Genomic DNA, 22,917 nt, shown 5'->3' with positions numbered 1-22,917 from the left:
AGTACTAATCAGTTTTTAAGGAAGTCGGTCCAAGCGCGAGTCATGGCACGAGATGTTTTGTGTGGCAACATCTTCGAGCTGTATAGCTTCGCTTGCGCTTCTTCTGTTGGGTAGATCCCTGGATCTTCTAGAATCTCTGCGTCGATAAACTCACGTGATGGTGGGTTCGGGTTCGCATACCAAACATAGTTACTGATCTCAGCAATCACTTCTGGACGAAGTAGATAGTTGATAAACAAGTGAGCATTTTCTGGGTGCTTCGCTTCTTTTGGAATCGCCATTAGGTCGAACCAAGCCAGCGCACCCTCTTTCGGAATTGAGTACGCCACTTCAACACCATTGTCTGCTTCAGCAGCGCGATCAGCCGCTTGAAGGACATCACCAGACCAACCGATCGCAACACAGATATCACCGTTTGCTAGGTCATTGATGTACTGCGATGAATGGAAGTAAGTCACGTATGGGCGGACTTCTTTTAGTAGCGCTAGTGCATCTTTCTTGTAGTCGTTTGGATTGGTACTGTTTGGATCTTTACCGATATAGTTGAGCGCAGCCGCCATGATTTCGGTTGGTGCATTCAAGAAGCCCACGCCACACTTGTTAAGTTTTTCCATGTTCTCTGGTTTGAACACGAGATCCCAGCTGTCGACAGGTGCATCTTCACCAAGTACTGCTTTCACTTTCTCAACGTTGTAACCAATCCCCGTCGTACCCCATAGGTAAGGGACTGAGTAGTCGTTACCGGGATCGACAGTGTCAGCAAGAATACCCATCAATTTTGGGTCAAGGTTCTTGTAGTTGGTTAGCTTAGACTTATCGAGCTTTTGGAAAGCCCCGCTTTCGCCTGACGACCTAAGAAGTCGTTACTCGGTACAACTAGGTCAAAGCCTGTATTGCCCGATAAGATCTTCGCCTCTAACACTTCGTTTGAATCGAATACGTCATACACGACTTTGATGCCGGTTTCCGCTTCAAACTTCGCAATGGTGTCTTCCGCGATGTAGTCTGACCAATTGTAAATGTTGAGCACTTTTTCCTCAGCAGCAAAAGATGTCATTGAGGTAAGCCCCATTGTCATCCCTAACGCTACACCAAAGTATGCTTTTGCTTTCTCCATTTGGATCTCCGTTTCCTGTTTGCTCTTTGGTTAATACCTTTGTTGTGTTTTTCTGGTATTGGGTGTCTCGTCGGCTACTGCGAAACGTCGGCGAGTGTTTTATCGAGTGCGAGTTTTGCTTTTTCGATGAACTCATCGATCTCGTCTCGGGTGATGATGAGCGGTGGCGAACAAATCATGGTGTCCCCTACCGCTCGAAGAACGACACCTGGAGTTAAAGCAATGCTCGCGACAACGCGTACCTACATCGAGGTCTTTGTGGTATCGCTCATTAGTCTGTTTGTCTTTGACCAGTTCAATCGCACCAACTAGACCTTTGGTTCTTGCTTCACCGACCATTGGATGCTCTAAAAGCTCACTCCAACGTGAAGCAAAGTAAGGGGCAGTATCTTCTCGAACTTGGTTGATGATATTGCGGTTCTGCATCTCCTTGATATTGGCGATGGCAACTGCACAGGCCGCTGGGTGACCTGAGTAGGTAAACCCGTGCGCGAACTCAGTGTCTGCATCTGTCAGCACCTTAGCAACGTGGTCGCGAACCATCACACCACCAAGTGGCAAATAGCCCGAGGTAATGCCTTTTGCCATACACATCAGGTCTGGTTTGATGTTGTAAGTTTGGCTAGCAAACCATTCACCTGTTCGTCCGAAACCACAGATCACTTCATCAGCAATCAAAAGGATTTCATACTTATCACAGATGCGTTGAATTTCTGGCCAGTAACTGTCTGGCGGGATAATTACGCCACCAGCACCTTGGATAGGCTCAGCGATAAACGCAGCGACATTCTCTTCACCAAGTTCAAGGATCTTCGCTTCAAGCTGACGTGCGCGTTCCAAGCCAAACTCATTCGCATCCATACCCTGCCCTTCACCGAAGTGATATGGTTGGTCGATATGAGTAATGTTTGGCAATGGCAAACCGCCTTGCGCATGCATAAATGCCATACCGCCAAGGCTTGCGCCCGCCATAGTACTGCCGTGGTAGGCATTCTTACGGCTGATGATGGTTTGTTTGTTTGGTTTGCCAAGGCTTGTCCAGTAATGACGAACCATGCGAACCACAGTGTCGTTACACTCAGAGCCCGACCCAGTAAAGAACACATGATTCATGCCCTCTGGCGCGACTTCAGCAAGCAGCGTCGAAAGCTCAACAGCAGGTGGATGAGTAGTCTGGAAAAACAGATTGTAGTAAGGCAACTCCTTTAGCTGGTTAGTCGCCGCTTCAATAAGGGGCTCACAGTTGTAGCCCATATTTACGCACCAAAGACCCGCCATGCCATCTAGGATTTTGTTGTCATGCTCATCATAGATGTAGATGCCTTCTGCACGAGTAATCACTCGTGAACCTTTATCGTTTAGTGCTTTGAAGTTAGTAAATGGATGGAGACAGTGTGCGCTGTCTTGCTCTGTCCATTTTGATCCGTTTTGTACTGACATAAATTAATTTCCATTTCCTGCTGTTTAATTGATGCTCTTTTCGATAGCGTTGCCTTAGTTACACGTTTAAAAGTAAGAATTCTCTCTCCCAAGAACTGATCACTTGGAAGAAGGTTTTGTACTCCTTGCGTTTGATTGCCACATAAGCCGATACAAATCGATCGCCTAGGATTTCTCGTAATTCATCGCTGTTCTCTAGCAGAACCAGTGCATCCTCTAGGTTGTGAGGAAGCGAGTATGGTTCGGTTGTCATGTCACCAGTGCTTTTCGCCGTTGGCGTGAGTTTCTCTTTCATGCCAAGGTAACCACACGCTAAGGTAAGCGCCATCGCCAGATATGGGTTAGCATCTGCCCCCGCATAGCGGTTTTCTAAACGTCTTGAATCTCGATCTGATACTGGGACACGAAGACCAACAGTACGGTTGTCTTCCCCCCACGCCACATTGGTTGGCGCTGAATCACCAAATACTAAACGGCGGTACGAGTTTACGTTTGGAGCAAAGAACGCAATCGCTGCTGGCGTGTATTTCTGCATGCCACCGATGTAGTTCATGAACAGTTCGCTGTTTGAACCATCTTCGTTAGCGAATAGGTTTTTACCTTTGTCATCAACTAGGCTTTGGTGAATGTGCATGGCACTGCCGGGCTCATCTTCCATCGGTTTTGCCATAAAGGTGGCGTACACATCGTGTCTGAGCGCCGCCTCGCGTACCGTGCGTTTGAATAGGAAAACTTGGTCTGCTCGGTCTAGTGGCTCGCCGTGGTCAAAGTTAAGCTCCATCTGCGCTGCGCCAGACTCATGGACCAAGGTATCTACATCCAAACCCTGCGCTTCGCAGTAGTCGTACATGTCTTCGAAAATAGGATCGAACTCGTTAACCGCATCGATACTGAATGACTGTCTTGCTGTTTCTGGGCGACCATTGCGACCAATTGGTGGCTCAAGTGGGTAGTCCCAATCAAGGTTTTTCTGAACTAGGAAAAACTCCAGCTCTGGCGCGACAACTGGGTGCCAGCCTTCTTTTTCGTAGAGACTCAACACACGGCGTAACACAGCACGTGGTGAGATATCGACTGGGTTACCCTCTACGGTGTAGCAGTCGTGGATCACTTGCGCCGTGGGCTCTTTGGTCCAAGGTACAAAACGAATTGTGTTTTGGTCGGGCTCCAGAGTCATGTCCTTCTCGGTCAGGTCGATCATACTTTCATCGTCTGGCCAATCACCGGTCACGGTCTGGAAAAAAACCACTTCGGGAAGACGCATGCCCCCTTCTCGAAGGAATTTTTTCGCTGGCATGATTTTGCCTCGAGCGTTGCCCGTGATATCCGGGATCAAACACTCAACTTCAGTAATACGGTTCTCTTCTATCCATTTCCTAATCGTTTCCATAAATCCTTCTTTTCGTTACTCGCTCAACGAATTTATCAATAAGCTCCCATTTAGCATTGGCACCGACCTGTATAAATGTCAAACAAAGATGTTAATTATTTTGCAACTTTTGAGATGATGATTAACATTTTAGATACAATAGTGTTGTGTTTTACTGAACATTGTGTCTATGGTTAAAAAAGCAACCAACACGGTTGAGCCCAATTTAGGGCTTGATATATAAGGAATCGTTGGGAAAAGTGGAGGAGCCACAGTGGGAACGAGTCAACTTGCGAGTAGCGCAGACAACATCGAACCAATTCAACTTGGTCACGAAAAGCTTACAATTGAACGATTTATTGAACAGCACCCAGACGTCACCAGCCTGGATTTGATCCTGTTTGATATGAACGGTGTCGTTCGTGGCAAGCGTGTCCCCATCACCCAACTCAACAAAGTTTTGGAACAAGGTATTTGTCTACCCGCTTCGGTATTCGCTCTGGATATTTGTGGAGAGACGGTAGAAGAGACTGGGCTTGGTTTTGAAAAAGGCGACGGTGATAGGATCTGCCGAATGGTGGCAAGCTCACTCACAACCACGCCGTGGCAAGAGAACAGTGCGCAAGCGATTGTGACCATGTTTGAGCCAACCTCAAACCAACCGTTCTTTGCCGACCCAAGACACGTACTCGAAGTTCAGCTAGAAAAATTCGCTGACAAAGGACTCAAACCTTGCATCGCAGTTGAGCTTGAGTTCTATCTCCAAGATCTTGAACCCGACGAAGCAGGCAACCCACAACCACCCCTGATGCCAATCAGTGGTGAACGCATGACACAAACTCAAGTCTATTCCCTAGAAGAGCTCGACGAGTTCAAAGCCTTCCTCGATGAGATCATCAGCGCCTGTGAAGAGCAGAATATCCCAGCTGAAAACATCACAGCCGAGTACGCCCCTGGGCAGTTTGAGGTCAACCTAAAACATACTGATGATGTCCTACTCGCTTGTGACCAAGCCATGCTGTTAAAGCGCGTGGTTCGAGCGGTCGCCAAAAAACACGGCTTCTACGCCAACTTTATGGCCAAACCCTACACCGAATACGCAGGCAACGGCTGTCACGTGCATATCAGCCTGCGAGATGAAACCGGAACCAATGTCTTTGGTGAAGATGAGAGCGTTCTTCTCAATGCGATTGCGGGCGTACTTGCACACCTTGAAGATAGCATGGCGATCTTCGCGCCTAACGCTAACTCTTATCGAAGGCTACAGCCTAATATGTTCGTGCCGCTGCACGCGACTTGGGGCTGGGATAATCGAACCGTTGCAGTGCGAGTACCTGCAAGTGGTCAATCAGACAAACGCATCGAGCACCGCCTCTCTGGCGCCGATGTTAACCCCTACCTCACCGTCGCAGTATTACTCGCATCGATACTCGATGGTATTGAGAACAAACTCACTCCACCAGAGCCAATTGAAGGCGATGCAACATTGCTCGAGCTTCCTATGCTGCCTATCTCTTGGGATATGTCACTGCATGAGTTTGCCAACAGTCAGTTTATGAAACACAGCTTTGGTGAGGAGTTCTGTAAGGTTTATCTTGCAAACAAAAAACATGAGCAAGCTCGCTTCTCGGCGCAAGTCTCGCCATTAGAATATCAGTGGTACAAGTAAAGTAAGGATACAAAATGAAAGTGAAGCACACAGACTCTTATTACGCGGCATCGCGAAATCAGCAATTCGATTTTCCTAAACTAATGGGAGATCAAATTGCCGACGTCTGTGTTATTGGCTCCGGCATCACCGGAGCCACCGCCGCACTCGAACTTGCCAACAAAGGCTTTAAAGTAATTGTCTTAGAAGCTAATCGTGTTGGCTGGGGCGCATCCGGAAGAAGCGGTGGTCAAGCGATCTTTGGCTGGGCATCTGAGCAAGACACGCTGGAAAAGTTAGTTGGAAAATCCGATGCAAGAAAGCTCTGGGATATTTCAGTTGAAGCGTTAGCGCTGACAAAATCCAACATCAACAAGTACAACATTGATTGTGATTGGCGAGATGGCATGGTGCATGTCGGCGTAAAGCCTCGCCACGACAAAGAGCTTAAAGCTTGGTATGACGACCTCACCGAAAACTACGGCTATGAGTCGCTAGAAATGTGGGATCAAGAAAAGACGCGTCACCACATCGCAAGCCAAAAATACACATCTGGTATGTTCGATAGCAACAGCGGCCATCTTCATCCACTCAATTACACGCTTGGATTGGTAAACGCTGCCAAACAGGCTGGCGCAGAGTTTTATGAAGACAGCGCAGTGACCAAAATCGAGCATGGTGATCCGGCTACTCTGTTCACTAAAAACGGCACCGTAAAAGCTAACCACGTTATCCTCGCCTGTAATGCCTATATGGACGGTTTAGAGACCAAGTTAGAGAACAAAGTGATGCCCGTCGGCACCTATATTTGTGCTACCGAGCCTCTGGGTGAAGACGTTACCGGTGCTCTAATGAAAGATCACATCGCCGCTTGTGACATCAACTTTGTGTTAGATTACTTCCGCTGCTCTGGCGATCACAGAATGCTATTTGGCGGACGAGTCAGCTATTCTGGCGTGGCGCCGTTTAATCTCGAAAAAGCGATGCGTGGACGCATGGTAGATATATTCCCTCAACTATCCGATGCAAAAATCGATTATGCATGGGGTGGTAATGTCGCTATTACCATGAACCGCGCGCCACACTTTGGCCGACTCAAACCCAATGTCTACTTTGCCCAAGGCTTTTCCGGCCACGGCATTGCTGCGACGGGGATGGCAGGCACGCTCATGGCTGAGTGCGTCGCAACCACCGCAGAACGCTTTGCGATTTTTGATAAGATCCCGCATATGCCGTTCCCTGGGGGAAGGCTATTTAAGACACCAGCATTGGTGTTGGCGATGTCTTACTATCGCGTGAGAGATATTCTGTAAAGAACATCCTAAGGCAATAAGGGGCAAAGGTGCCTAGTACCTTTACCCCTTTTCACTTTTCCGTTATTAGCTCTGCTGAATTCCAGCGCAAACTGACTCTAGCGCAATGAGTTAATAAGATACTTTAGTGTCGGTTCTAGCGTCCCACCTTTATCATCGAATCGATACTTTGGAGGGGTCAACCAGTCTCTTTCCACCATTTCACTTATCAAGTCAAGATACTTAATACTGCATTTACCAATCAGTAGATTATTTAAGTTACTATCCTCCTCTGCCCTCAACATACTTAAGAAGCCTGTGAGATAAAGGTAATCTTTGGTAAAGCCCCCTCCTCGATAAACGCGTGTCGTGGTCATAAATGCAGCGTCTTTTTGAATGCCAAGCTCCTCGACTAGGTAAGCATAAGTATTGTAGAAGTTATGCTCCTTCAGCATCGAATCGACAGCCAACACGCGAGTCGAAAGGTCTTTTAGCCTGTCCAAAGACATGTACCCTGCCTTATACTCCGCCATAATAGCCATACCCTCTTGGGTAAAGGTAGAGCCTGGTAAGCCCAACTGAAAGATCTTCAAGGCCTGTTGCTTAGCGTTGTATGTCGTCGCCATGTGTACACCTAACTCATGCTGTATGAGTCGCTGTACTTCCTCATGGGTAAACGTAGCGCCCTTGTTCACAAACAACGTCGGAGGCACGGAACTCACCATCGCTCGTGCTGCAAGTGAGCTGGTTAGCGTTATTTTGCACTTCATCCCCCAGTTTGTAGCCGCAACTTTCATTTGCTCTGCCGCTTCTGATGCTGAATACATTTCACTCGGCGCCGATGAAATATCCTTTGCATACATCAAAAACTTCGCATTGGCTACTGCGACCTCATCGGGACGTCCATGATAAGCCAAGCTGTTGTACAGAAAATTTTCTTGACCAACACTCGTGAGTAGATCAACTTTCTCGCTCAGTTTGTCAATCATGTCGCCATAAAGCTGACGCATGTCAGGATCAGCAATATTCTCTATTGGAAGTCTATAGAGCTGAAACTTAAACTCATTCGCATTGATTGGAAGCTGTCGATAGCGGTAGTTAGGTTGATAGCGAGCCACGTTGGCAAAAAACCGCTTCTTCTCACTTGGGATATTGGTTGGTGTCACATATTTTAGCGTCTCTACTTTGTGAGCCAATCTGTATAGAGCACGATCAACAGACAAAACCGCTGGATCGATGACTGAGCTTAACATGTCTGTCTTGCTCACTTTGGGCTTTCTATTGTAAATGCGCTGAAAGTAAGCACTGGTCTGGCTAAACGCTTCTTTAAGCCCAGATTGTAACGCTTCTAGTACGAGTGGGTATGGAGTGCCACTCTCTTCTTCCATGAATACTTTTTTAACTTCTGTAGGAAGTACCAAAGTACGGTCAAAATTTGCGTTGGTGTGCGCAATAAGGTAGCCACGACCTTCAAACACTGAGTTTTCCTCAGCCGTTACTTGTATGTTTGGCAGTTCGATTTTACGCAGCTCTTGCAAGAAACGAGTGACTGTCTTACCCCATCTCTCACCATCAACCTGAGACGTTCCGACGTTAAAAACAGGAGTATTCTTCTCTATGCGTTTGTAATTGTATGAATGCATGTCGAAAACAATGACGAGACCAAACATCGACTCAAGCTTCTGTATCAGTGCAGAATATATCTGATAAAACGCCGCGTGTTTGGCTTGGCTATTCATACGCTGCTTTGGAGGTAAAGGCTTATCCCAAACCTTTTGCTCCCAGGCACTGCGGTAATACGTACTCAATGACATCGCACGATTTAAGTCGTACTCAAATCTCGAGTCTAATCCAGCTAGAGTAATGGGCTGAGAGGAAATCATCTCATCGGTAAATGGGTCTTCTTCAAAATACCGTTGCTCTTTAGTCAGTAGGCAATGTTTTATCAAATCTTCACGCAGACGTTCGCCTGCGTGAATGGCGGTACACACCACTGGTAAGTACTCGTCTATTTTCAAAACACAACCGGTCTCTTCCACCTCAGCATGAAAAGTCGTGGTATTTTGAATACGCTGAAGAACGTCAGATACAGAGAGTTTTTCCATAGTTAAGACTCGATTTGGTGCGCGTTTTGAACCGCAAGCCTAAATGCACTCTTTCTCTGCTGAAGAAGATCTTTGGAATGTACAATGTTCTCAACAAAGTCAATAACTTGCCTCTGCAAACGCACTCGATTTAGCTTATTGATGCGCATAATGCCGCCGGGACTCAGCACGTTAACTTCGACAAGCTTGCTTCCAATTACATCGAGCCCTGTGAAGTAGAGTCCATCGCGAACCAACTTGGGGCCGATCGCCGCACATAGACGCTTTTCTTCTTTAGTGAGCGTGTGTTTCACTACCGTACCACCAGCATGAATATTTGAGCGAATTTCACCTGAAGCAGGTACTCTCCTCATCGCGCCAATAGGCTCTCCGTTTAACATCAAGATACGCTTGTCGCCGTCTTCGGCGCCTTCGATGTAGTCTTGCAGGATCACGTAGTTACTCGTCTCACCTTCACCAATGTAAAAGTCGAGCAAAGATCTAAAGTTCTGCTGGGCATTTTTCTCTATGACGATGACACCATGACCACCATATCCATTGAGCGGTTTAAGTATCATTTTCTCGCTGGTACTTTCTTCCAATACGCGTTGCAAATAGTCGCGGTTCTTCGAGACGTGTGTCGCAGGGATAAACTCGCTCGCAGTGCCACCCATACTCGCAGTGTAAAGCTTGTTATTCGCTAGGCGCAGACCTTCGAGATCATTGATGATTAACGTGTCATCTTTTATTGAGTCTAAAAAGTTTAGTGCTAGGTTATCCAGTGGAGGGTTAGCTCGCATAAAGATGACGTCGAAACCAGCCATAGGCAGGCGAGCTTTGCGAAAGTCCGCATTACGATAGAAAGTAGGAATTTTATCGGATACTTTACCTTTCTTTAAAACCTGACAGAAACCAAATACCGTACTATCTCTTATCGTCAGACCACTCGTTGTTGTAATCGCGACCGTATGGCCGCGCAACGCGCACTCGTGAACTAAACGCAGAGTGGTATCTGTCTCGGGGCATACTCGTTCCCAAGGGTACATTAGAAAGCAAATGTTCATTAATCGTCCTCAAGTGTTTCAACTATGTCGTCTTCTGATGCTTCGGGCTTATTGCGCCCGTTGAGGGTGTGAAACTTCTTTCTACCACGAGCTAAGTTAATATATTTAAACCATGTTTTTTCTATCTTCGATTCTGGTTCCACCTCAAAGTGAGCGACTTTCACAAGACGTTTTTCTTCTTCATTTGTTGCTTGAAGTTCGCCATTTTCTAGACTCAATAGTGTCTTTCCATAAAACGTCAAAATTTCTTCTTCAGCTAGAGTGAAATCACCAGATTTAGCGAAGCCGCGAGGGAATTTGAGATTGTCATAGAATCTTGTTGCGCCTTGGCGTATTGAAGTTGGTGTCATAGATACCTCGAATTTACCAATGGGTGAGAAAACTTGATGAATCGAAAGGTAATTCTTTACAGAAAAATTAAAAGGAAATTTTCTTTGTCGTGAAGATAAATAATTTTTATAGAAGTGGTTGAACTTGCGTTTCCGCCCAATATGCCTGCATTTTGGCGTTCGATTAAACAAATACTCTATTTAGCACGGATATTGAATGACCAAGTTTCGATCATTTATTTGATGGAGATAACAGAGAGCAATTACCGCAGAAAGGGATGAGGGGTATGTTATTTATTAGTGACAGAACCATTTCATAAGCAACCTATTGAACAATTAGCATGACTTTATTTAAGGTTCGTAGAACAGACTAAGAGATACTCAACCTTGAATCTGGTCGCTCTACACCAGCAGAGCGACCCAACGACCAATTTAGAAAAAGTATCGAATACCCATATAAACATCAGAGTTCCACTGATTCTGTAGCTCAATACCTGAAACACTTAAGTCAGAATGATCAAGCTCCAACCTAGTATTTATCCACCATTTACGGTCACTAGTCAGCGGCGCGTTGACGATGAGTTTTGTCGAAAGGTTCTCAGTCTCAACACTGCTACCACCTAGCTTTCGGTACTCAGGCCAGATCATCATAAATGCACCGCTGCTACCCAATGGAATAGATGCAGCAAGAGATACATTGACACCATCGACGTCATCTTTTAAGCCACCTACATCAAATTGGCCATAAACATAGCTCGCGATTGGAAATAGCATAAAGCCTGGCGTGTACTCGTGGTTGATCGCACCAACGCCGCCAAGGGCTAGTAGATCAGATTTAAGCCCTGAAGCGCGGATGTTGATGTAATCTACGGAAAGACCAGCCCTTGGCATAAAGTTGACGCCAGTATCCGCTACTTGGAAATACTGAAATCGTGAAGAGCCATATTCAAGCCCAAATTCATTGTCACCGTTATCGCCAGTGTTTCCGAATTTAGCTTCGGCCATAAACGCGAACTGATGACCATTGTCATAGCCCCCAGAGGCCATAGCAACAGGCATTACGTTGCTGTTGCCGCTCACCATAATCGCGGCTTGAGTATATACGTTGGTCAGATCAGAAGGGTCAATGTCTTCACCGCTGGTTTCGGCAAAAGTGTTAAATGAGATAAAGGGAGTGACTGCTAATAGAATAAAGAGTTTTTTAATCATTGAAATATCCGGATTAGGAGGCGAAAACGCCTCCTAGAGTTTTGCTTGCTTGTCAGAAGGCCGATGTCAGAGTTTGCTTGTTCACCATCGGCATGCGAACGTTGCGATCGCTTGGTGCTTAATGATGAATCCGGCTTGAAACCGAACTCGATGGGATTAGTTGATCAGGTAGTGAGACATGACACCAATACGTTCTGAAACTTGGCCTGTGACATCACCAAATAGGTCAGCCCTGTCCGCCTTGATGCTGTAGTTTTTGCCATTGTTCAGCTTGTCGAAGTCAACCATGAAATGGGTGTATGCGTCGCCATATTGATAGCGAACCTGCATTACTTTCTGGTCTAGGTTGTAACCCACCGAATAGATGGTGGCGTAGCCGCGCATCACACCTTCGGCATCTGGACGATTTGCCGCATCCAACGGAATTTTGTAAGTAACACTATCAAGTTTTGCTAGGCCATTTACATAACTTGTCGGCTCTTTTAGTTGCGATTTCATGTACTTGTTCCAGATAAATCGCTGAGCTGAGTTGATGTTTCCAGGGATTGGGTATTCACCATCAATCACATCTGTCGTTGTCGGCTTGGCTTGTTCCCAGTTGGCAAGGTGCTCTTTAAATGTTGGGCTATTCGTCATCACGTCATATTGTTTACCGCGATAGATTTTCCAACCGCCATCAAGAAACTCGAGCACGGCAGAATCGCCGCTTTGATCCTGAACTGAATAGTGCCCACGCATTGAATGGCCGTTGTGCTCAAAACGTTGGATCTCTATATCGTGAATGTTTTGCAGCGCTTCCTCTACTGTCGAGTAGTTATCGAGTAAATAAGCTACAAATATGGCATTAGAGATCTGGTCAGCACCGCTTTCTATGTTGCCAGTTGATTCTTCATCTAAGAACAGACCATTGGCCGAGAAGCCAGCCTCATTAAAACCATCTACAAGACCAATGCCATATAACGTCATTCCGATAGATGCGTATTTAGATGTCCACGTTTTACCATTTTCCGAGTTATGACCTTTGTAGCTTTGACCTGCATGACGAACTTCGATTGTTGGCTGGTTCTCTTCCATCCAATCCATGGTGCGACTAACAAATACACCGTGATCTTCCGTTTCCCATAGGATGCGAGAGCATGCTTCCGCCGTTGCACTGATTGTTCCAATAGAAATGGCTGCGGCTAGGGCTAACACAGATTTGCTTTTAAGAGTTTTCATCATTTTGCCTACTTAACGTTATTGTCTGGAAATGACTTTAAACAGTTAATCGCAACAGTGAAAATCACATATGTTGTATAATCTACAACATAAGTTAGTTTGCTAATGGAGAATTCTAATATGCCGAGAGCGTCATTTGACCAACTTAGTGCCTTTGTGGCGGTTGCTGAACAAGGCTCATTTAGCAAAGCGGCAAGAGCGTTAAATAAAGATCGTTCTACTCTGCATCGCCAAGTTTCCGAACTCGAGATTGATTGGGGAATAGAACTGTTCGAGCGAAGCGGGAAGTTCCCTAAATTGACAGAGCAAGGAGCAAGTTTAGTCCGTCCATCTAAATTCATTATCTATCAGATGAACGCGTTAGAATCGGCGACAGATAGCTTATTCCTGGGAGAGCAAACGAGCCTTTCAATTTGTCATGATGCATCCATTCCTAGCTCAGCGGTTAAGCAAATTGATTGGGAGATTCGACAACGTCACCCAATGACAACGATTAACTGGCTCTCTCGTTCACGTGATACAGCTTTGAATCACCTCATCGATGGCAGTGCGGATTTTTCTATAACACTTAATCAAGGAGCCGTTCATCCCGAAACTGGTGTCAGCTTCATCAATCTTGGCTACCCTGCCTTCGATTATTACGTTCACAGAAACTCCCCTCTAGCCAAAAGCAAAGGCTTATCCTTGGCAGAGGTTCAACTTCATCGGCAGTTTGTATTAGAGGATTTGCAACAAAGTCAATTTGGGCAGCAAACTCTTATATCGTCGAAGATTAGCTCAATAAGCGACCCATCAATGTTGCTAGATCTATTAGAAACGGAAGGATTTAGTTTGTTACCAAAACACCTTCTAGGAGTTAGAGAGGACGAGTTTGTATCACTAGACGTTGAATTTGCGGTTCAGTCTGGGCACTTTGGCTACGTACTACTTTACCCAGCGAGTGCAATAATTAAACCTCTTCAACAAGATTGTATTGAGGCTGTCAGCAAGTGGTTTAAACAGGTTTGTGCTCCTAAAAAGGCAAGCTAATATGGACATTGCATACCAAGTTTTTAATTAATCCTGAAATGATTTCCAGAAAACCACCTTATCATCACCTGCGTCATAGTAATCAGGTATGATCGCTACTTGCTTATATCCGCACTTAGGATAAAACTCCCTCGTCTTTTTGTACTCCGGGAGCCCTGATGTTTCGACCAACAAAATGCGAGCATCTTGGCCCATAACCTGACTCTCAGCATGTTGCATCATAGCTTTCCCGATTCCAACACCTTGATAGTCAGGCAGTACTGCAATCATCAGCAGGTTCCATGTCCCCTCGGTCATTCTTTCTGGGGAACAAAAAGCAACAGCAACAATGCCCGCCTTCTCATTCTCAGCAACCGTCCAAACTTCTCGCGAGCCACCAGAGAAATACTCGGACGTCATTTCATCGATATATTCAGAGGGAAACATTTCATTCGCATCGATGATGGATTTAACTGCTGGTAGATCGTTTTGTTGCATTGCACGAAGTTGGCTATCGGTAATCAATTGTCTGGCTCTCATATTTCTTAAGGATTGAGTTAAGAATAGCTTAAGTTGTGTTTGCCAATGAATGATGTACTTTTACTCAACGTCGAGCTTTTTACGCATTTCTTCAATGATACGTAAAGTATCAATCGTCGCTTTCATTGGATGCTTATCGCTCTGGATTTTGTTTTGTTTTAGACACTCCATCGCCTCCGCGATTTGATACTCAAAGCCGGCACCTAAGTGCGGTGCTTCAAATATTTCGGTGTCCTTGTCAGTAACAAGCGTTGCTTTCTCTGCACCAAAAAAAGGTTCTGCGACTTCGATTCGTCCACGTTCGCCGAATATGACCATGGTATTTGGTGTGCTGATATTGAAACTACAGGTAAACGTCGCACTAGCGCCATTTTCATATTCAAGAATCGCCGAGACACTTTCTTCGACTCCCGTTTCCCCTACTTCACCTGTGATTTGCCAGTTTAGAGGCAGTTGATCGAAGACGTAATTAGATAGTGCGATGTTGTAGATACCAATGTCATGCAGAGCTCCCCCTCCCTGCGCGGGGTCAAACAGGCGGTCACTGTAGTTACGCTCAGCTTTAAAGCAGAAGTTCGATTGGACGAGTTTTATTGGTCCTATTTGCTGCTTCCAGATTTGGATTTGCTTCCAGACAGGAAGGAACTTAGACCAAAAGGCTTCCATGATAAATAAGCCTTTCTCGACAGAGATCTCACGCAGATGCTCAGACTGCTTGGCAGTCATTGTGAGTGCTTTTTCGCACATGACTGGCTTGCCTGCATTCAAGCACATCAAGGCTTGTTCATAATGAAAGGCGTGAGGCGTCGCGATGTAGATAATATCGATAACGGGATCTTGTGTTAACGCTTGATAATCTCCGTAAACAGTCGTTATTTGATACTCATCCGCAAACCGCTGGGCTCGCTGTTGGTTTCTGCTTGCTACGGCGTGGATAGCAGCGTCTTTGGTAACACTGATCCCTTTAGCAAAATTGTGAGCAATCCTACCCGGCCCTATCACACCCCATTTGATCATGAACCTTCATCCTTTCATGTTATTTATTGAGCGTACTGGCAACCTTAGCAATTTGAGTTCTTAACCATTGATGTGCCGTATCCGAATTTCGGCTTGGGTGCCAAACCATGCTCAAACCGTGTACTGACGCTCCGAATGGCATTGGCAGCGCTTTTACGTTGAGTCCTTGGGAAAACTTGGTAAACGTAGAGTGCGTGACCAGACCAATGGCTTCGGTCTGACTTATGGCTGGCAACATATCTACTTCGCCTGGTGCACGATACACGATCTTACGCTTACCAAATTCAGGGAAGTCTTTCTCGCTAAAGAAGCTTTGACGAGTGTGCCAACGAGACATCACAACGTGTTGCTCAGCCAAATACTCTTCGGTAGTGATTGTCTCACCTGTCAGCCTAGGGTGGTCGTTCGATGCGACAACATAAAGCGTTTCTTTGAAGATCTCTTTGGTCTTCAACGTAGTGACATCAGTGCGCGTTCTATCAATAACTAAATCATAGCGCTGCAAGCGCAGGTCGGACTCATGGTCTTCGGTGAACAGCGGATGCACTTCGAGTGACACCTTAGGCGCTATCTTGGCAAACCTTACTAGTAGCTCCGGCAATACTGCATAGTTCGCAGCAGACACAGAGGCGATAGAGAATGTCTTGGTTGAGGTCTTAGGATTAAAATCTCTCGACGCTTCGAGTGTTGAATTGAAGTTTTTGAGCGACGTTGCCAAAGCCGGGTAGATATCATTGGCAAAGGTTGTCGGCTCTACGCCACTGGCATTGCGATGGAATAGAGAATCGTCATAGATTTCTCGAAGACGTTTGAGTGCTTTGCTCACTGCTGGCTGGCTAATGCCAAGCCGTGTTGCCGCACTGGATAAACTTTGCTCTTCGTAGATGGCAACGAAGACTGGAATAAGATTGAGTTCGGTGTTTTTCATTCTGACCTTTTCGTTTTCACCAGCTCGGCTCATGTACTCTAGTGCCACTTATCTAAACCCTTGAGTACAGATGAACGTTCGCTGCGCCTTTTTGGCTTAAGTCTTTTCCACATTCTGCGACTTAACGCGGCGTCTGGTGTTTCATTTTGGATGCTGTGACTCGCTTGCTGCCATGAAGGTTCGTCATGGATCTTTTTGAGTTCAACTTCTCCGCTAACTTCACGACCTTTTTTATAGATTAAAGCCCTGACTAACGCCCACTCTCTGCTTCGTAGCGCTTTCGCCAACTGCCACCACTGTGGTGTTGGGTGCGTTTTGTAGAAGCGGTACATTAGCTTGAACGTTGTTACTATCGCGAGCATTACTACAAAAAGTATAACGAGTTCAGTTTTATACGTATTGATCAGCGAACGCCAAGTGTGAGCAACCTGCACTTTTTTCGCCGCTAAAGTGACAGACTTGACCGATTGCGACTCCACATCCCACCAGCGAATCTCCTGCTCAGGGAACGTCACCTCACCGCCTGTCGTGAGAATATACGTCACCTCGTCGGTACGTTTCGATTTGTATACACCACGGGTCTGGCTATCGTTCAATACACTTGGTTTGGGATAACCTTTTACTCCCTCTACACTCTGCTCACCTAAAGGTGGTAAAAGTATCGATAAAGTATCGGCTGCTTCGATGTTCAAGGTTCTGACTAAACTATCGCCCGCTTTTAAATCCTCCGAGGATGCCTTCCAAGACTCATTAATTTTGACATCTTGAGCAGAGAACCAGGGTTCATTTTGAGTGAAAGTCGCATCTGGAAGGTAAGTAAACAACGACATCGGTTCTGTATACAGAGTACCGGAGACGGTCGAGCCGTCCTGTGCTGAAACCTGAACGCGCACAGGCACTTTTGGTAGTCGATATTCACCACTCTGCTGGGGGTAAAGCGTTATCTCCCAGCGCTGTCGCGACCATGTTTGTCCATTTTTACGTTCGGTGTAGTTGGTCGCTAATTGGTTACGTTGTTTTACAATCAGATCGGGCATCCCAAAACCAGAGATACGAGTACCGCCTGTAAACCACCTTGGCGTTGCCACCTCAATATAGAGAATAACCTGCTCTCGAATTGCGGTAGGCTCTGCTGCGCTATCACCTTTACTTAGCCAAGATTTTATCTCGACACCGCCTTCACGCTGTAATTGATTTATCGTCATGTTCGCATATGCGGGCATTGACATAGATAGCAATGCCGCGAGGAGAATCAGCTGCAACTTAGTGATAGCTAGTCGGAAGTTAACGCTCTTCATTGTTGACTCCCTTGTTCACGAAGCTGTATTTGGAATTTATTCCTCAAAAAGTTCTTTGGATCAGCTTCCACTTTTCTTAGCCATTTATCCGCCAATTCTTGGCTGCCCAATATTTCGTTAGCATTAAGCGTTTCTTTTAGCATTAACTGTGACGCTGTTTCTTCATCCGCGCCATCAGCGGTTCGAGGATTATCTCCCAGCTCCATAGATTCTTCAGGTCCATCGGTTGTACCCGATTGGCTTTCACTCACACGATTGATTTCATCCACCAGCTCACTCATGGCCTGGTAGTTTTGCGCTGCAACATTGGCAATATCTTCGTCATTGGTTTTTTCCATAAGATCTTTATAAAGGTTTCTTGCAGCAAGATATTCACGTTGCCTCGCCAATGTGTTGCCAAGATATAGGACAGCTCGTTCATCGCCCTGCACCTGAACAAACTGAGATTGGGCTGAAACGAAATCACGCCCATAGTAAAAGGCGATACCTTTATTCATCGGCTCTTGATAATGGTTCGCCGCTTTAATGAATTCGCCTTGATTGAAGTACCACTGCCCCTGCTGTTCAGGGGTTAGCCATAGATTCATCCAAGTCTGTTTCGCGCTGTCCCAAAACTCTTCAATATTCGATTTGGGTTCTGTGATCTGCTCAGTTTTTGCCACCACAGAAACAGTTTCGGCCTGAGCTTGGCTTATTATCAAATTAGGACTGATTAACGACGCTAATAGCACCCACTGAACCAGCCAACCTTTTCTAAACCATAGCAGCGCTAGAATCATCACAGGAAAGATGAGGTAGTAACCCATGTCTCTCCAAGGCATCGCTGACTCCCCTGAAATTTGCATGTGACGTTCGACATCCGATGCGATTTTGTTGATGTCACTATCATCAGTTGTGAGCGCGTAGTAACGACCATCAGTATCGCTAGCCAGCTTTTTCAAGCTCCCCCAATCAGTCGCTGAACTACTTTGGATAGCATCGTTGCCCACACCCAATACCATAACTAGCTGACTGGTATCTTTAAATGCCTCTCGATATTGCTTAATACCTTCTTGGGAAACGCCATCAGAGACGATTAAAATAGATGCTGACGGAAAGCCTTTTAACTGAGATTGCAACTCAGGAATTGCCGATTGGACACTCTTACCTTGTACCGGAATCACCTCTGGCGTTATCGCATTGAGAAATGGCAAGAATACTTGATTGTCCTCTGTCATCGGCATCGCCGTATGTGCACTTCCACCGAAGACAATAAGTGACGTTTTTCCACCTTTTCTAGCTTCTAGAAGGTCTCGGATCTTGTATTTGGCACGCTCTAAGCGCGACGGCGGCAAATCCGTTTGCTCCATAGAAGTACTGACATCCAGCACAATAGCGAGCGCCCCTTGGTCTTCTCCAAATGGTGACGGTTCGCGCTCCCAGGTTGGTCCCGCACAGATCACTATGGCAACACTGAGAATCGCACTGAGTAGCTTAAGGGGAAGCTGGCTTTTCCAGCCCTGCTCGCCAATGATCAATGCCTTTTGTAAATGCTCTGGGATGATGGTTTTCCATGCAGATTTTGACTCTCTACGCCAACGAAGCAACAGCAGTACCACAAGTGGGATAAACGCCAACAGCCAATAAGGACGCATAAAATGAAACTGAGAGAAGAACTGCTCAATCGCTAAACTGCTCATGATTTGCCCTCCGTTTCGATAGAGGCAACATCTTGCTTTCTGGCTAAATCCACTGGCTCAGAGTTAAACATGGAACGACGAATCGTGGCGGTGGTAAACGCGATCAGATAAAGCACGACCACAATCATAATTAAGTAATGATGCACGGTTTGTTTAGGGCGGTATTGCGTGCTTTCGTATAACTTTGGCTCTAACTCACCAATGGCTTGATAAGCACTTTGCAACGCTTCTTGGTCCATCGCTTGAAACGCTTCGCCGCCCGATGAGCTAGCGATGTTTTGAATTGTTTCCATATCTAACGCTTGCTCGCCTACGGTTTCTGGATCGCCCATTGCTATCACATGGATCCTCACTTGTTTCGCAGCGGCAACGGTCGCGGCATCTTTCGGCTCAACAAAGCTCCCTGTGTCGTTGCCGTCAGTGAGAACAATCACCACTTTCTCTCGCTCCGCTTCCCCTTGCGATTGTTCAAACACCTTGATTGCCAAGCCAATAGCATCTCCTAAGTGAGTACTTTGTCCTGCCATCGCGACTTCGGTTTGATTGAGCAACGCGAGCCATACACCGTGATCGGCAGTAAATGGGGTTTGCAGGTAAGCGGCATCGCCAAACAAAATCAGACCAAGGCGATCACCATCGCGAGTAGCGACAAAGTCTTTAAGCACACCTTTGACCGCATCCAGTCTTGATATCGCTTGACCATCTGGAGATAGAAAATCCATTTCTGCCATTGAACCCGAGAGATCGACAGCGACCATCACATCTCGTCCGAGTTTCTCGCGCGTCTGTGGCTCGCCAAGCACGGTGGGCTTAGTCATCGCGATAACCAACAAAACCCAAGACGCAACAAGGATTGCACGCTGCCACCAAGACGGATTCAGCTGAGTCGCACCCTGCTCGGGTTCTTCACCAAGAATGTCCAAGAGGCTTCTAAAAAACGGTACCTTAATCGCACTCTGTTTGGTTTTATAAGCTGGGACTAAGCGGTAAACCAGAATCGGTAAGGGTAAGAGCAACAGCCACATTGGGTAAGTTAGAGAGAGGCTTTCCCAGTTCATGAGGACTCCCCCTTGAAGTGAATCAGCGATCGTCGAACACCACTCAATTTTCGCTGAGCTGTATTTTTAAGTGACCAGTATTCTCTTAACCAAGAGGGCGTTTTATGAGAATCAATCCAAAGCGATACCGCGCTATGTATTTGCTGAGTTTCCACATTCGTTAATACCACCGATTGAGAGATAAGCGAGCGTAGCCACTTTTCTCCGAGTTCTGTCGCTAGATTGCTGCTTTGATCTAAAGACTGTTGACTCAAATACCCCAACCAAACCTTATTAAACTGTTGAGGCTGATTTGGATATAGGTAGTGGTGAACACTTTTCAGCACGTCATAACAAACCATCGAAAGATGTTCTGACCGTCGATGTTGGTCGAGTACCCTCTTTGCTTCTGTTCGATAACTCTGCATCTGGTGGTCACAGTAGGCTATGGCGAACTTGTAGATAGCAAATAGAACGATGAATAATGCCAGCACTTGCCATCCTAGGGTCTGTGGAAGCCAAGAGATAGCATCTGGATTCGGGACCTCTGACATATTGCGAAGAATATAGGAACTAGGCGCTGTTTGACTCATGAAGATACCCCTCCCACAGCACGCTTAAACGCATCGATATGTTTACCATCAGTTGATAGCTCGATAACAGGAAGTCGCTTCATCGCCATTAGCTGACCAAGTCTCTCAAGACGTTGGTGAGATTGTTCCCTGAGTCCGAGGTTGGCTTTATCTAACTTCGTTTTTTCAGTCACGCTTAGCTGATATTTGCCATCCCCAAATACCAAAGAAGCTGAGTCGAGAATGTCTGCTGGTAACGCCGCTTCAAGCGGATCGGAAATGACTACGCTTAAGATGTCGTTATGCTGCTGTAAGTACTTCAATCTATCGAGATCGAATTCAGACGCCCCAGACCAATCACTAATGAATAAGACAGTAGCGTTCTTGAGCCCGAGATTACCAAGCATACGAATGGTGGCTGACAAGCTAGATGCTTCTCTGTCTTCACTAGAGATATCAAGCGCATTATTCGCTTCATTGAGCCGTTTTAAGGCATGCAAGAGATGGTTTTGCGAGCGTTGCGGCTTTAAGTATTCAATATGTGTCGACCGGCTAATGATAAAGCCGACTCGGTCATTGTCTTTCAAAATACGCCATGCTGACAGTGCTGCGATCTCGGCAGCGACCACAGACTTCATGGTATCGATAGACGAGAAATACATACCACTACGCTGGTCAACACAGATGATAAAATTTCGGTCTTTCTCTTCGGTATAAGTGCGCACGTGCGGTTTGCCAGTTCGCATCGTGACCTTCCAATCTAGATTTCGAATATCATCACCGAGCTGGTAATGGCGAAGCTCTTCAAAGTTAAGTCCACGCCCACGAAACGGTGAACCATGTCGACCCGACATGCGAGATTGCGCCACGAGATGCGGTAATAATGAGAAAGCTTGCACTTGTGATTGCAGCTTAACCAAACGCTCATACGAGGTATGAATTCGACAATCTTGGTTGTTAGCGTTTTTAGAAGCCATAGTAGTACCTCTGGCGGCTTAGCCTATCGCAACAACATCAAGAAGGTGGTTTACAACATCTTGCTGAGTCACTTGTTCTGCCAACGCGTTGTATGACAGCGCAATTCGGTGTCCGAGCACCATGTTCGCAACCGCTCTAACGTCATCAGGCTCGACATAGTTTCGACCCTGTAACCAAGCATAAGCGCGGCTGCATTTATCTAAAGCGATAGACGCACGCGGGGAAGATCCAACGAGAATCCAATCTGACAGTGACGATTCTGGGTAGCGCTGCGGCTGTCTTGTCGCCATCACGAGACTGACGATATAATTCTCGACGATGTCCGATACCTCAATCTCTAGCATTTCTTTTCTTGCGGCAAAAACCGAATCTGTTGAGATAGTGATAATGTCATTGGAGGTGGTAGTTTCAGAATCCGCAGCAACCATTATTGAACGTTCTTCATTTCGCACTAAGCGAATGATGTCTCGTTCTGCCTCGTCCTCTGGATAATCTACCGTCACCTTCATGATGAAGCGGTCCATCTGCGCCTCAGGTAACGGATAGGTACCCTCTTGTTCGATTGGGTTTTGTGTCGCGAGAACCATAAAAAGCTCTGGCAATTTATGGCTGTCTCCCCCTACCGTCACCGTCCCTTCTGCCATTGCTTCCAACAAGGCGGCCTGAACTTTCGCTGGTGCACGGTTGATCTCATCCGCCAGAACAATGCTGTTGAAGATTGGGCCAGCTTGGAAGTGAAGCTGAGGCTTACCATCCATATCTTGGTAAATTTCAGTACCGGTTACGTCGGACGGTAATAAGTCTGGCGTGAACTGAATACGCCCAAAACTTGTATTCAGGCGATCGGCCAATGATTTAATAGAGCGTGTTTTCGCCGTGCCCGGCAAACCCTCAAGCAAAATGTGTCCATTGGTAATCAAGCCAACCACCAGCGCTGTGACCACATGTTGTTGACCGATAACCGACTTACCTACTTCTGTAATCAGGCGGTTAAGTTCTGTTTGTGCTTGATTCATTGGTTCACACCTTTTGATTGCTCGTCTTCGTTAAATGAATGGACCTCAATGTAGCACTTAATTTTACCTAGCCA

Annotated in this window: 17 protein-coding genes and 4 pseudogenes; 3 read left to right on the top strand and 18 right to left on the bottom strand. The window is 46.2% G+C overall.

Going from position 1 to position 22,917, the window contains the following annotated elements; all coding sequences use genetic code 11:
* Positions 1-8 precede the first annotated feature (8 nt).
* The 3 genes and pseudogenes from AC6I8Y_RS17170 to AC6I8Y_RS17160 all read right to left on the bottom strand — a co-directional run bounded on the left by AC6I8Y_RS17170 (position 9) and on the right by AC6I8Y_RS17160 (position 3,947).
* Positions 9-1,123 (bottom strand): annotated as a pseudogene (locus AC6I8Y_RS17170) (extracellular solute-binding protein).
* A gap of 68 nt (positions 1,124-1,191) precedes the next feature.
* A pseudogene (locus AC6I8Y_RS17165) lies at positions 1,192-2,557 on the bottom strand (aspartate aminotransferase family protein).
* A gap of 58 nt (positions 2,558-2,615) precedes the next feature.
* On the bottom strand, positions 2,616-3,947 hold the full coding sequence (locus AC6I8Y_RS17160) for a type I glutamate--ammonia ligase (RefSeq protein WP_112462557.1): 1,332 nt from the start codon (positions 3,945-3,947) through the stop codon (positions 2,616-2,618).
* Positions 3,948-4,245: 298 nt separating this feature from the next.
* Here AC6I8Y_RS17160 and AC6I8Y_RS17155 point away from each other — a divergent pair, with 298 nt between their 5' ends.
* Positions 4,246-5,595: a glutamine synthetase family protein gene (locus AC6I8Y_RS17155; protein ID WP_498023042.1), complete on the top strand. Its 1,350-nt coding sequence runs from the start codon at positions 4,246-4,248 to the stop codon at positions 5,593-5,595.
* A 14-nt stretch (positions 5,596-5,609) separates the two neighbouring features.
* Positions 5,610-6,887, top strand: a complete 1,278-nt coding sequence (locus tag AC6I8Y_RS17150; RefSeq protein WP_042471283.1) for an NAD(P)/FAD-dependent oxidoreductase — start codon at positions 5,610-5,612, stop codon at positions 6,885-6,887.
* 98 nt (positions 6,888-6,985) lie between these two features.
* Here the strand turns inward: AC6I8Y_RS17150 and AC6I8Y_RS17145 are convergent, their stop codons facing one another.
* The 5 genes from AC6I8Y_RS17145 to AC6I8Y_RS17125 all read right to left on the bottom strand — a co-directional run bounded on the left by AC6I8Y_RS17145 (position 6,986) and on the right by AC6I8Y_RS17125 (position 12,770).
* On the bottom strand, positions 6,986-8,971 hold the full coding sequence (locus tag AC6I8Y_RS17145) for a flavohemoglobin expression-modulating QEGLA motif protein (protein WP_498022353.1): 1,986 nt from the start codon (positions 8,969-8,971) through the stop codon (positions 6,986-6,988).
* Positions 8,972-8,973: 2 nt separating this feature from the next.
* Positions 8,974-10,014, bottom strand: coding sequence for a glutathione synthase (gshB, locus tag AC6I8Y_RS17140; protein ID WP_394150420.1), 1,041 nt, complete (start codon positions 10,012-10,014; stop codon positions 8,974-8,976).
* On the bottom strand, positions 10,014-10,364 hold the full coding sequence (locus tag AC6I8Y_RS17135) for a MaoP family protein (protein ID WP_498022351.1): 351 nt from the start codon (positions 10,362-10,364) through the stop codon (positions 10,014-10,016). Before AC6I8Y_RS17135 ends, gshB begins: the two co-directional genes overlap by 1 nt.
* Positions 10,365-10,775: 411 nt before the next feature.
* On the bottom strand, positions 10,776-11,552 hold the full coding sequence (locus AC6I8Y_RS17130; protein WP_394150418.1) for a hypothetical protein: 777 nt from the start codon (positions 11,550-11,552) through the stop codon (positions 10,776-10,778).
* A 156-nt stretch (positions 11,553-11,708) separates the two neighbouring features.
* Positions 11,709-12,770: a linear amide C-N hydrolase gene (locus AC6I8Y_RS17125; protein WP_394150515.1), complete on the bottom strand. Its 1,062-nt coding sequence runs from the start codon at positions 12,768-12,770 to the stop codon at positions 11,709-11,711.
* A gap of 120 nt (positions 12,771-12,890) precedes the next feature.
* On the opposite strand from AC6I8Y_RS17125, the gene AC6I8Y_RS17120 reads away from it, so the two are divergent.
* Positions 12,891-13,799, top strand: coding sequence for a LysR family transcriptional regulator (locus tag AC6I8Y_RS17120; RefSeq protein ID WP_498022350.1), 909 nt, complete (start codon positions 12,891-12,893; stop codon positions 13,797-13,799).
* Positions 13,800-13,826: 27 nt separating this feature from the next.
* Here the strand turns inward: AC6I8Y_RS17120 and AC6I8Y_RS17115 are convergent, their stop codons facing one another.
* The 10 genes and pseudogenes from AC6I8Y_RS17115 to AC6I8Y_RS17070 all read right to left on the bottom strand — a co-directional run.
* Positions 13,827-14,318, bottom strand: coding sequence for a GNAT family N-acetyltransferase (locus AC6I8Y_RS17115; protein ID WP_394150415.1), 492 nt, complete (start codon positions 14,316-14,318; stop codon positions 13,827-13,829).
* A gap of 60 nt (positions 14,319-14,378) precedes the next feature.
* The gene (locus AC6I8Y_RS17110; RefSeq protein WP_498022349.1) at positions 14,379-15,335 is read right to left on the bottom strand and encodes a Gfo/Idh/MocA family protein; all 957 of its coding nucleotides are present in this window, start codon (positions 15,333-15,335) and stop codon (positions 14,379-14,381) included.
* Between the two features lie 19 nt (positions 15,336-15,354).
* On the bottom strand, positions 15,355-16,263 hold the full coding sequence (locus AC6I8Y_RS17105; protein ID WP_252017219.1) for a LysR family transcriptional regulator: 909 nt from the start codon (positions 16,261-16,263) through the stop codon (positions 15,355-15,357).
* Between the two features lie 38 nt (positions 16,264-16,301).
* Positions 16,302-17,561 (bottom strand): BatD family protein, encoded by a 1,260-nt coding sequence (locus AC6I8Y_RS17100; RefSeq protein ID WP_498022347.1) that lies wholly within the window; start codon positions 17,559-17,561, stop codon positions 16,302-16,304.
* Positions 17,558-19,240, bottom strand: coding sequence for a vWA domain-containing protein (locus tag AC6I8Y_RS17095; protein ID WP_498022346.1), 1,683 nt, complete (start codon positions 19,238-19,240; stop codon positions 17,558-17,560). Before AC6I8Y_RS17095 ends, AC6I8Y_RS17100 begins: the two co-directional genes overlap by 4 nt.
* The gene (locus AC6I8Y_RS17090; protein WP_498022344.1) at positions 19,237-20,298 is read right to left on the bottom strand and encodes a VWA domain-containing protein; all 1,062 of its coding nucleotides are present in this window, start codon (positions 20,296-20,298) and stop codon (positions 19,237-19,239) included. Before AC6I8Y_RS17090 ends, AC6I8Y_RS17095 begins: the two co-directional genes overlap by 4 nt.
* Positions 20,295-20,870 (bottom strand): DUF4381 domain-containing protein, encoded by a 576-nt coding sequence (locus AC6I8Y_RS17085; RefSeq protein ID WP_498022342.1) that lies wholly within the window; start codon positions 20,868-20,870, stop codon positions 20,295-20,297. Before AC6I8Y_RS17085 ends, AC6I8Y_RS17090 begins: the two co-directional genes overlap by 4 nt.
* The gene (locus AC6I8Y_RS17080; protein WP_498022341.1) at positions 20,867-21,826 is read right to left on the bottom strand and encodes a DUF58 domain-containing protein; all 960 of its coding nucleotides are present in this window, start codon (positions 21,824-21,826) and stop codon (positions 20,867-20,869) included. The genes AC6I8Y_RS17085 and AC6I8Y_RS17080 overlap by 4 nt, the downstream gene beginning before the upstream one ends.
* Positions 21,827-21,844: 18 nt before the next feature.
* Positions 21,845-22,165: pseudogene (locus AC6I8Y_RS17075) on the bottom strand (AAA family ATPase); the annotation flags it as partial.
* A gap of 98 nt (positions 22,166-22,263) precedes the next feature.
* Positions 22,264-22,843: pseudogene (locus AC6I8Y_RS17070) on the bottom strand (AAA family ATPase); the annotation flags it as partial.
* Positions 22,844-22,917: the final 74 nt, after the last annotated feature.

Source organism: Vibrio sp. KUL78 (assembly GCF_059725505.1).
Note: the sequence above shows the minus strand (reverse complement) of the source record. Positions and strands in the feature narration are given on the sequence as shown.

What these genes read in the sequence shown, in the direction of transcription:
- AC6I8Y_RS17160 (WP_112462557.1), bottom strand. Translation starts at nt 3,947, where the DNA reads ATGGAAACGATTAGGAAATGGATAGAAGAGAACCGTATTACTGAAGTT.
- AC6I8Y_RS17150 (WP_042471283.1), top strand. Translation starts at nt 5,610, where the DNA reads ATGAAAGTGAAGCACACAGACTCTTATTACGCGGCATCGCGAAATCAG.
- AC6I8Y_RS17145 (WP_498022353.1), bottom strand. Translation starts at nt 8,971, where the DNA reads ATGGAAAAACTCTCTGTATCTGACGTTCTTCAGCGTATTCAAAATACC.
- gshB (WP_394150420.1), bottom strand. Translation starts at nt 10,014, where the DNA reads ATGAACATTTGCTTTCTAATGTACCCTTGGGAACGAGTATGCCCCGAG.
- AC6I8Y_RS17135 (WP_498022351.1), bottom strand. Translation starts at nt 10,364, where the DNA reads ATGACACCAACTTCAATACGCCAAGGCGCAACAAGATTCTATGACAAT.
- AC6I8Y_RS17130 (WP_394150418.1), bottom strand. Translation starts at nt 11,552, where the DNA reads ATGATTAAAAAACTCTTTATTCTATTAGCAGTCACTCCCTTTATCTCA.
- AC6I8Y_RS17125 (WP_394150515.1), bottom strand. Translation starts at nt 12,770, where the DNA reads ATGAAAACTCTTAAAAGCAAATCTGTGTTAGCCCTAGCCGCAGCCATT.
- AC6I8Y_RS17120 (WP_498022350.1), top strand. Translation starts at nt 12,891, where the DNA reads ATGCCGAGAGCGTCATTTGACCAACTTAGTGCCTTTGTGGCGGTTGCT.
- AC6I8Y_RS17115 (WP_394150415.1), bottom strand. Translation starts at nt 14,318, where the DNA reads ATGAGAGCCAGACAATTGATTACCGATAGCCAACTTCGTGCAATGCAA.
- AC6I8Y_RS17110 (WP_498022349.1), bottom strand. Translation starts at nt 15,335, where the DNA reads ATGATCAAATGGGGTGTGATAGGGCCGGGTAGGATTGCTCACAATTTT.
- AC6I8Y_RS17105 (WP_252017219.1), bottom strand. Translation starts at nt 16,263, where the DNA reads ATGAAAAACACCGAACTCAATCTTATTCCAGTCTTCGTTGCCATCTAC.
- AC6I8Y_RS17100 (WP_498022347.1), bottom strand. Translation starts at nt 17,561, where the DNA reads ATGAAGAGCGTTAACTTCCGACTAGCTATCACTAAGTTGCAGCTGATT.
- AC6I8Y_RS17095 (WP_498022346.1), bottom strand. Translation starts at nt 19,240, where the DNA reads ATGAGCAGTTTAGCGATTGAGCAGTTCTTCTCTCAGTTTCATTTTATG.
- AC6I8Y_RS17090 (WP_498022344.1), bottom strand. Translation starts at nt 20,298, where the DNA reads ATGAACTGGGAAAGCCTCTCTCTAACTTACCCAATGTGGCTGTTGCTC.
- AC6I8Y_RS17085 (WP_498022342.1), bottom strand. Translation starts at nt 20,870, where the DNA reads ATGAGTCAAACAGCGCCTAGTTCCTATATTCTTCGCAATATGTCAGAG.
- AC6I8Y_RS17080 (WP_498022341.1), bottom strand. Translation starts at nt 21,826, where the DNA reads ATGGCTTCTAAAAACGCTAACAACCAAGATTGTCGAATTCATACCTCG.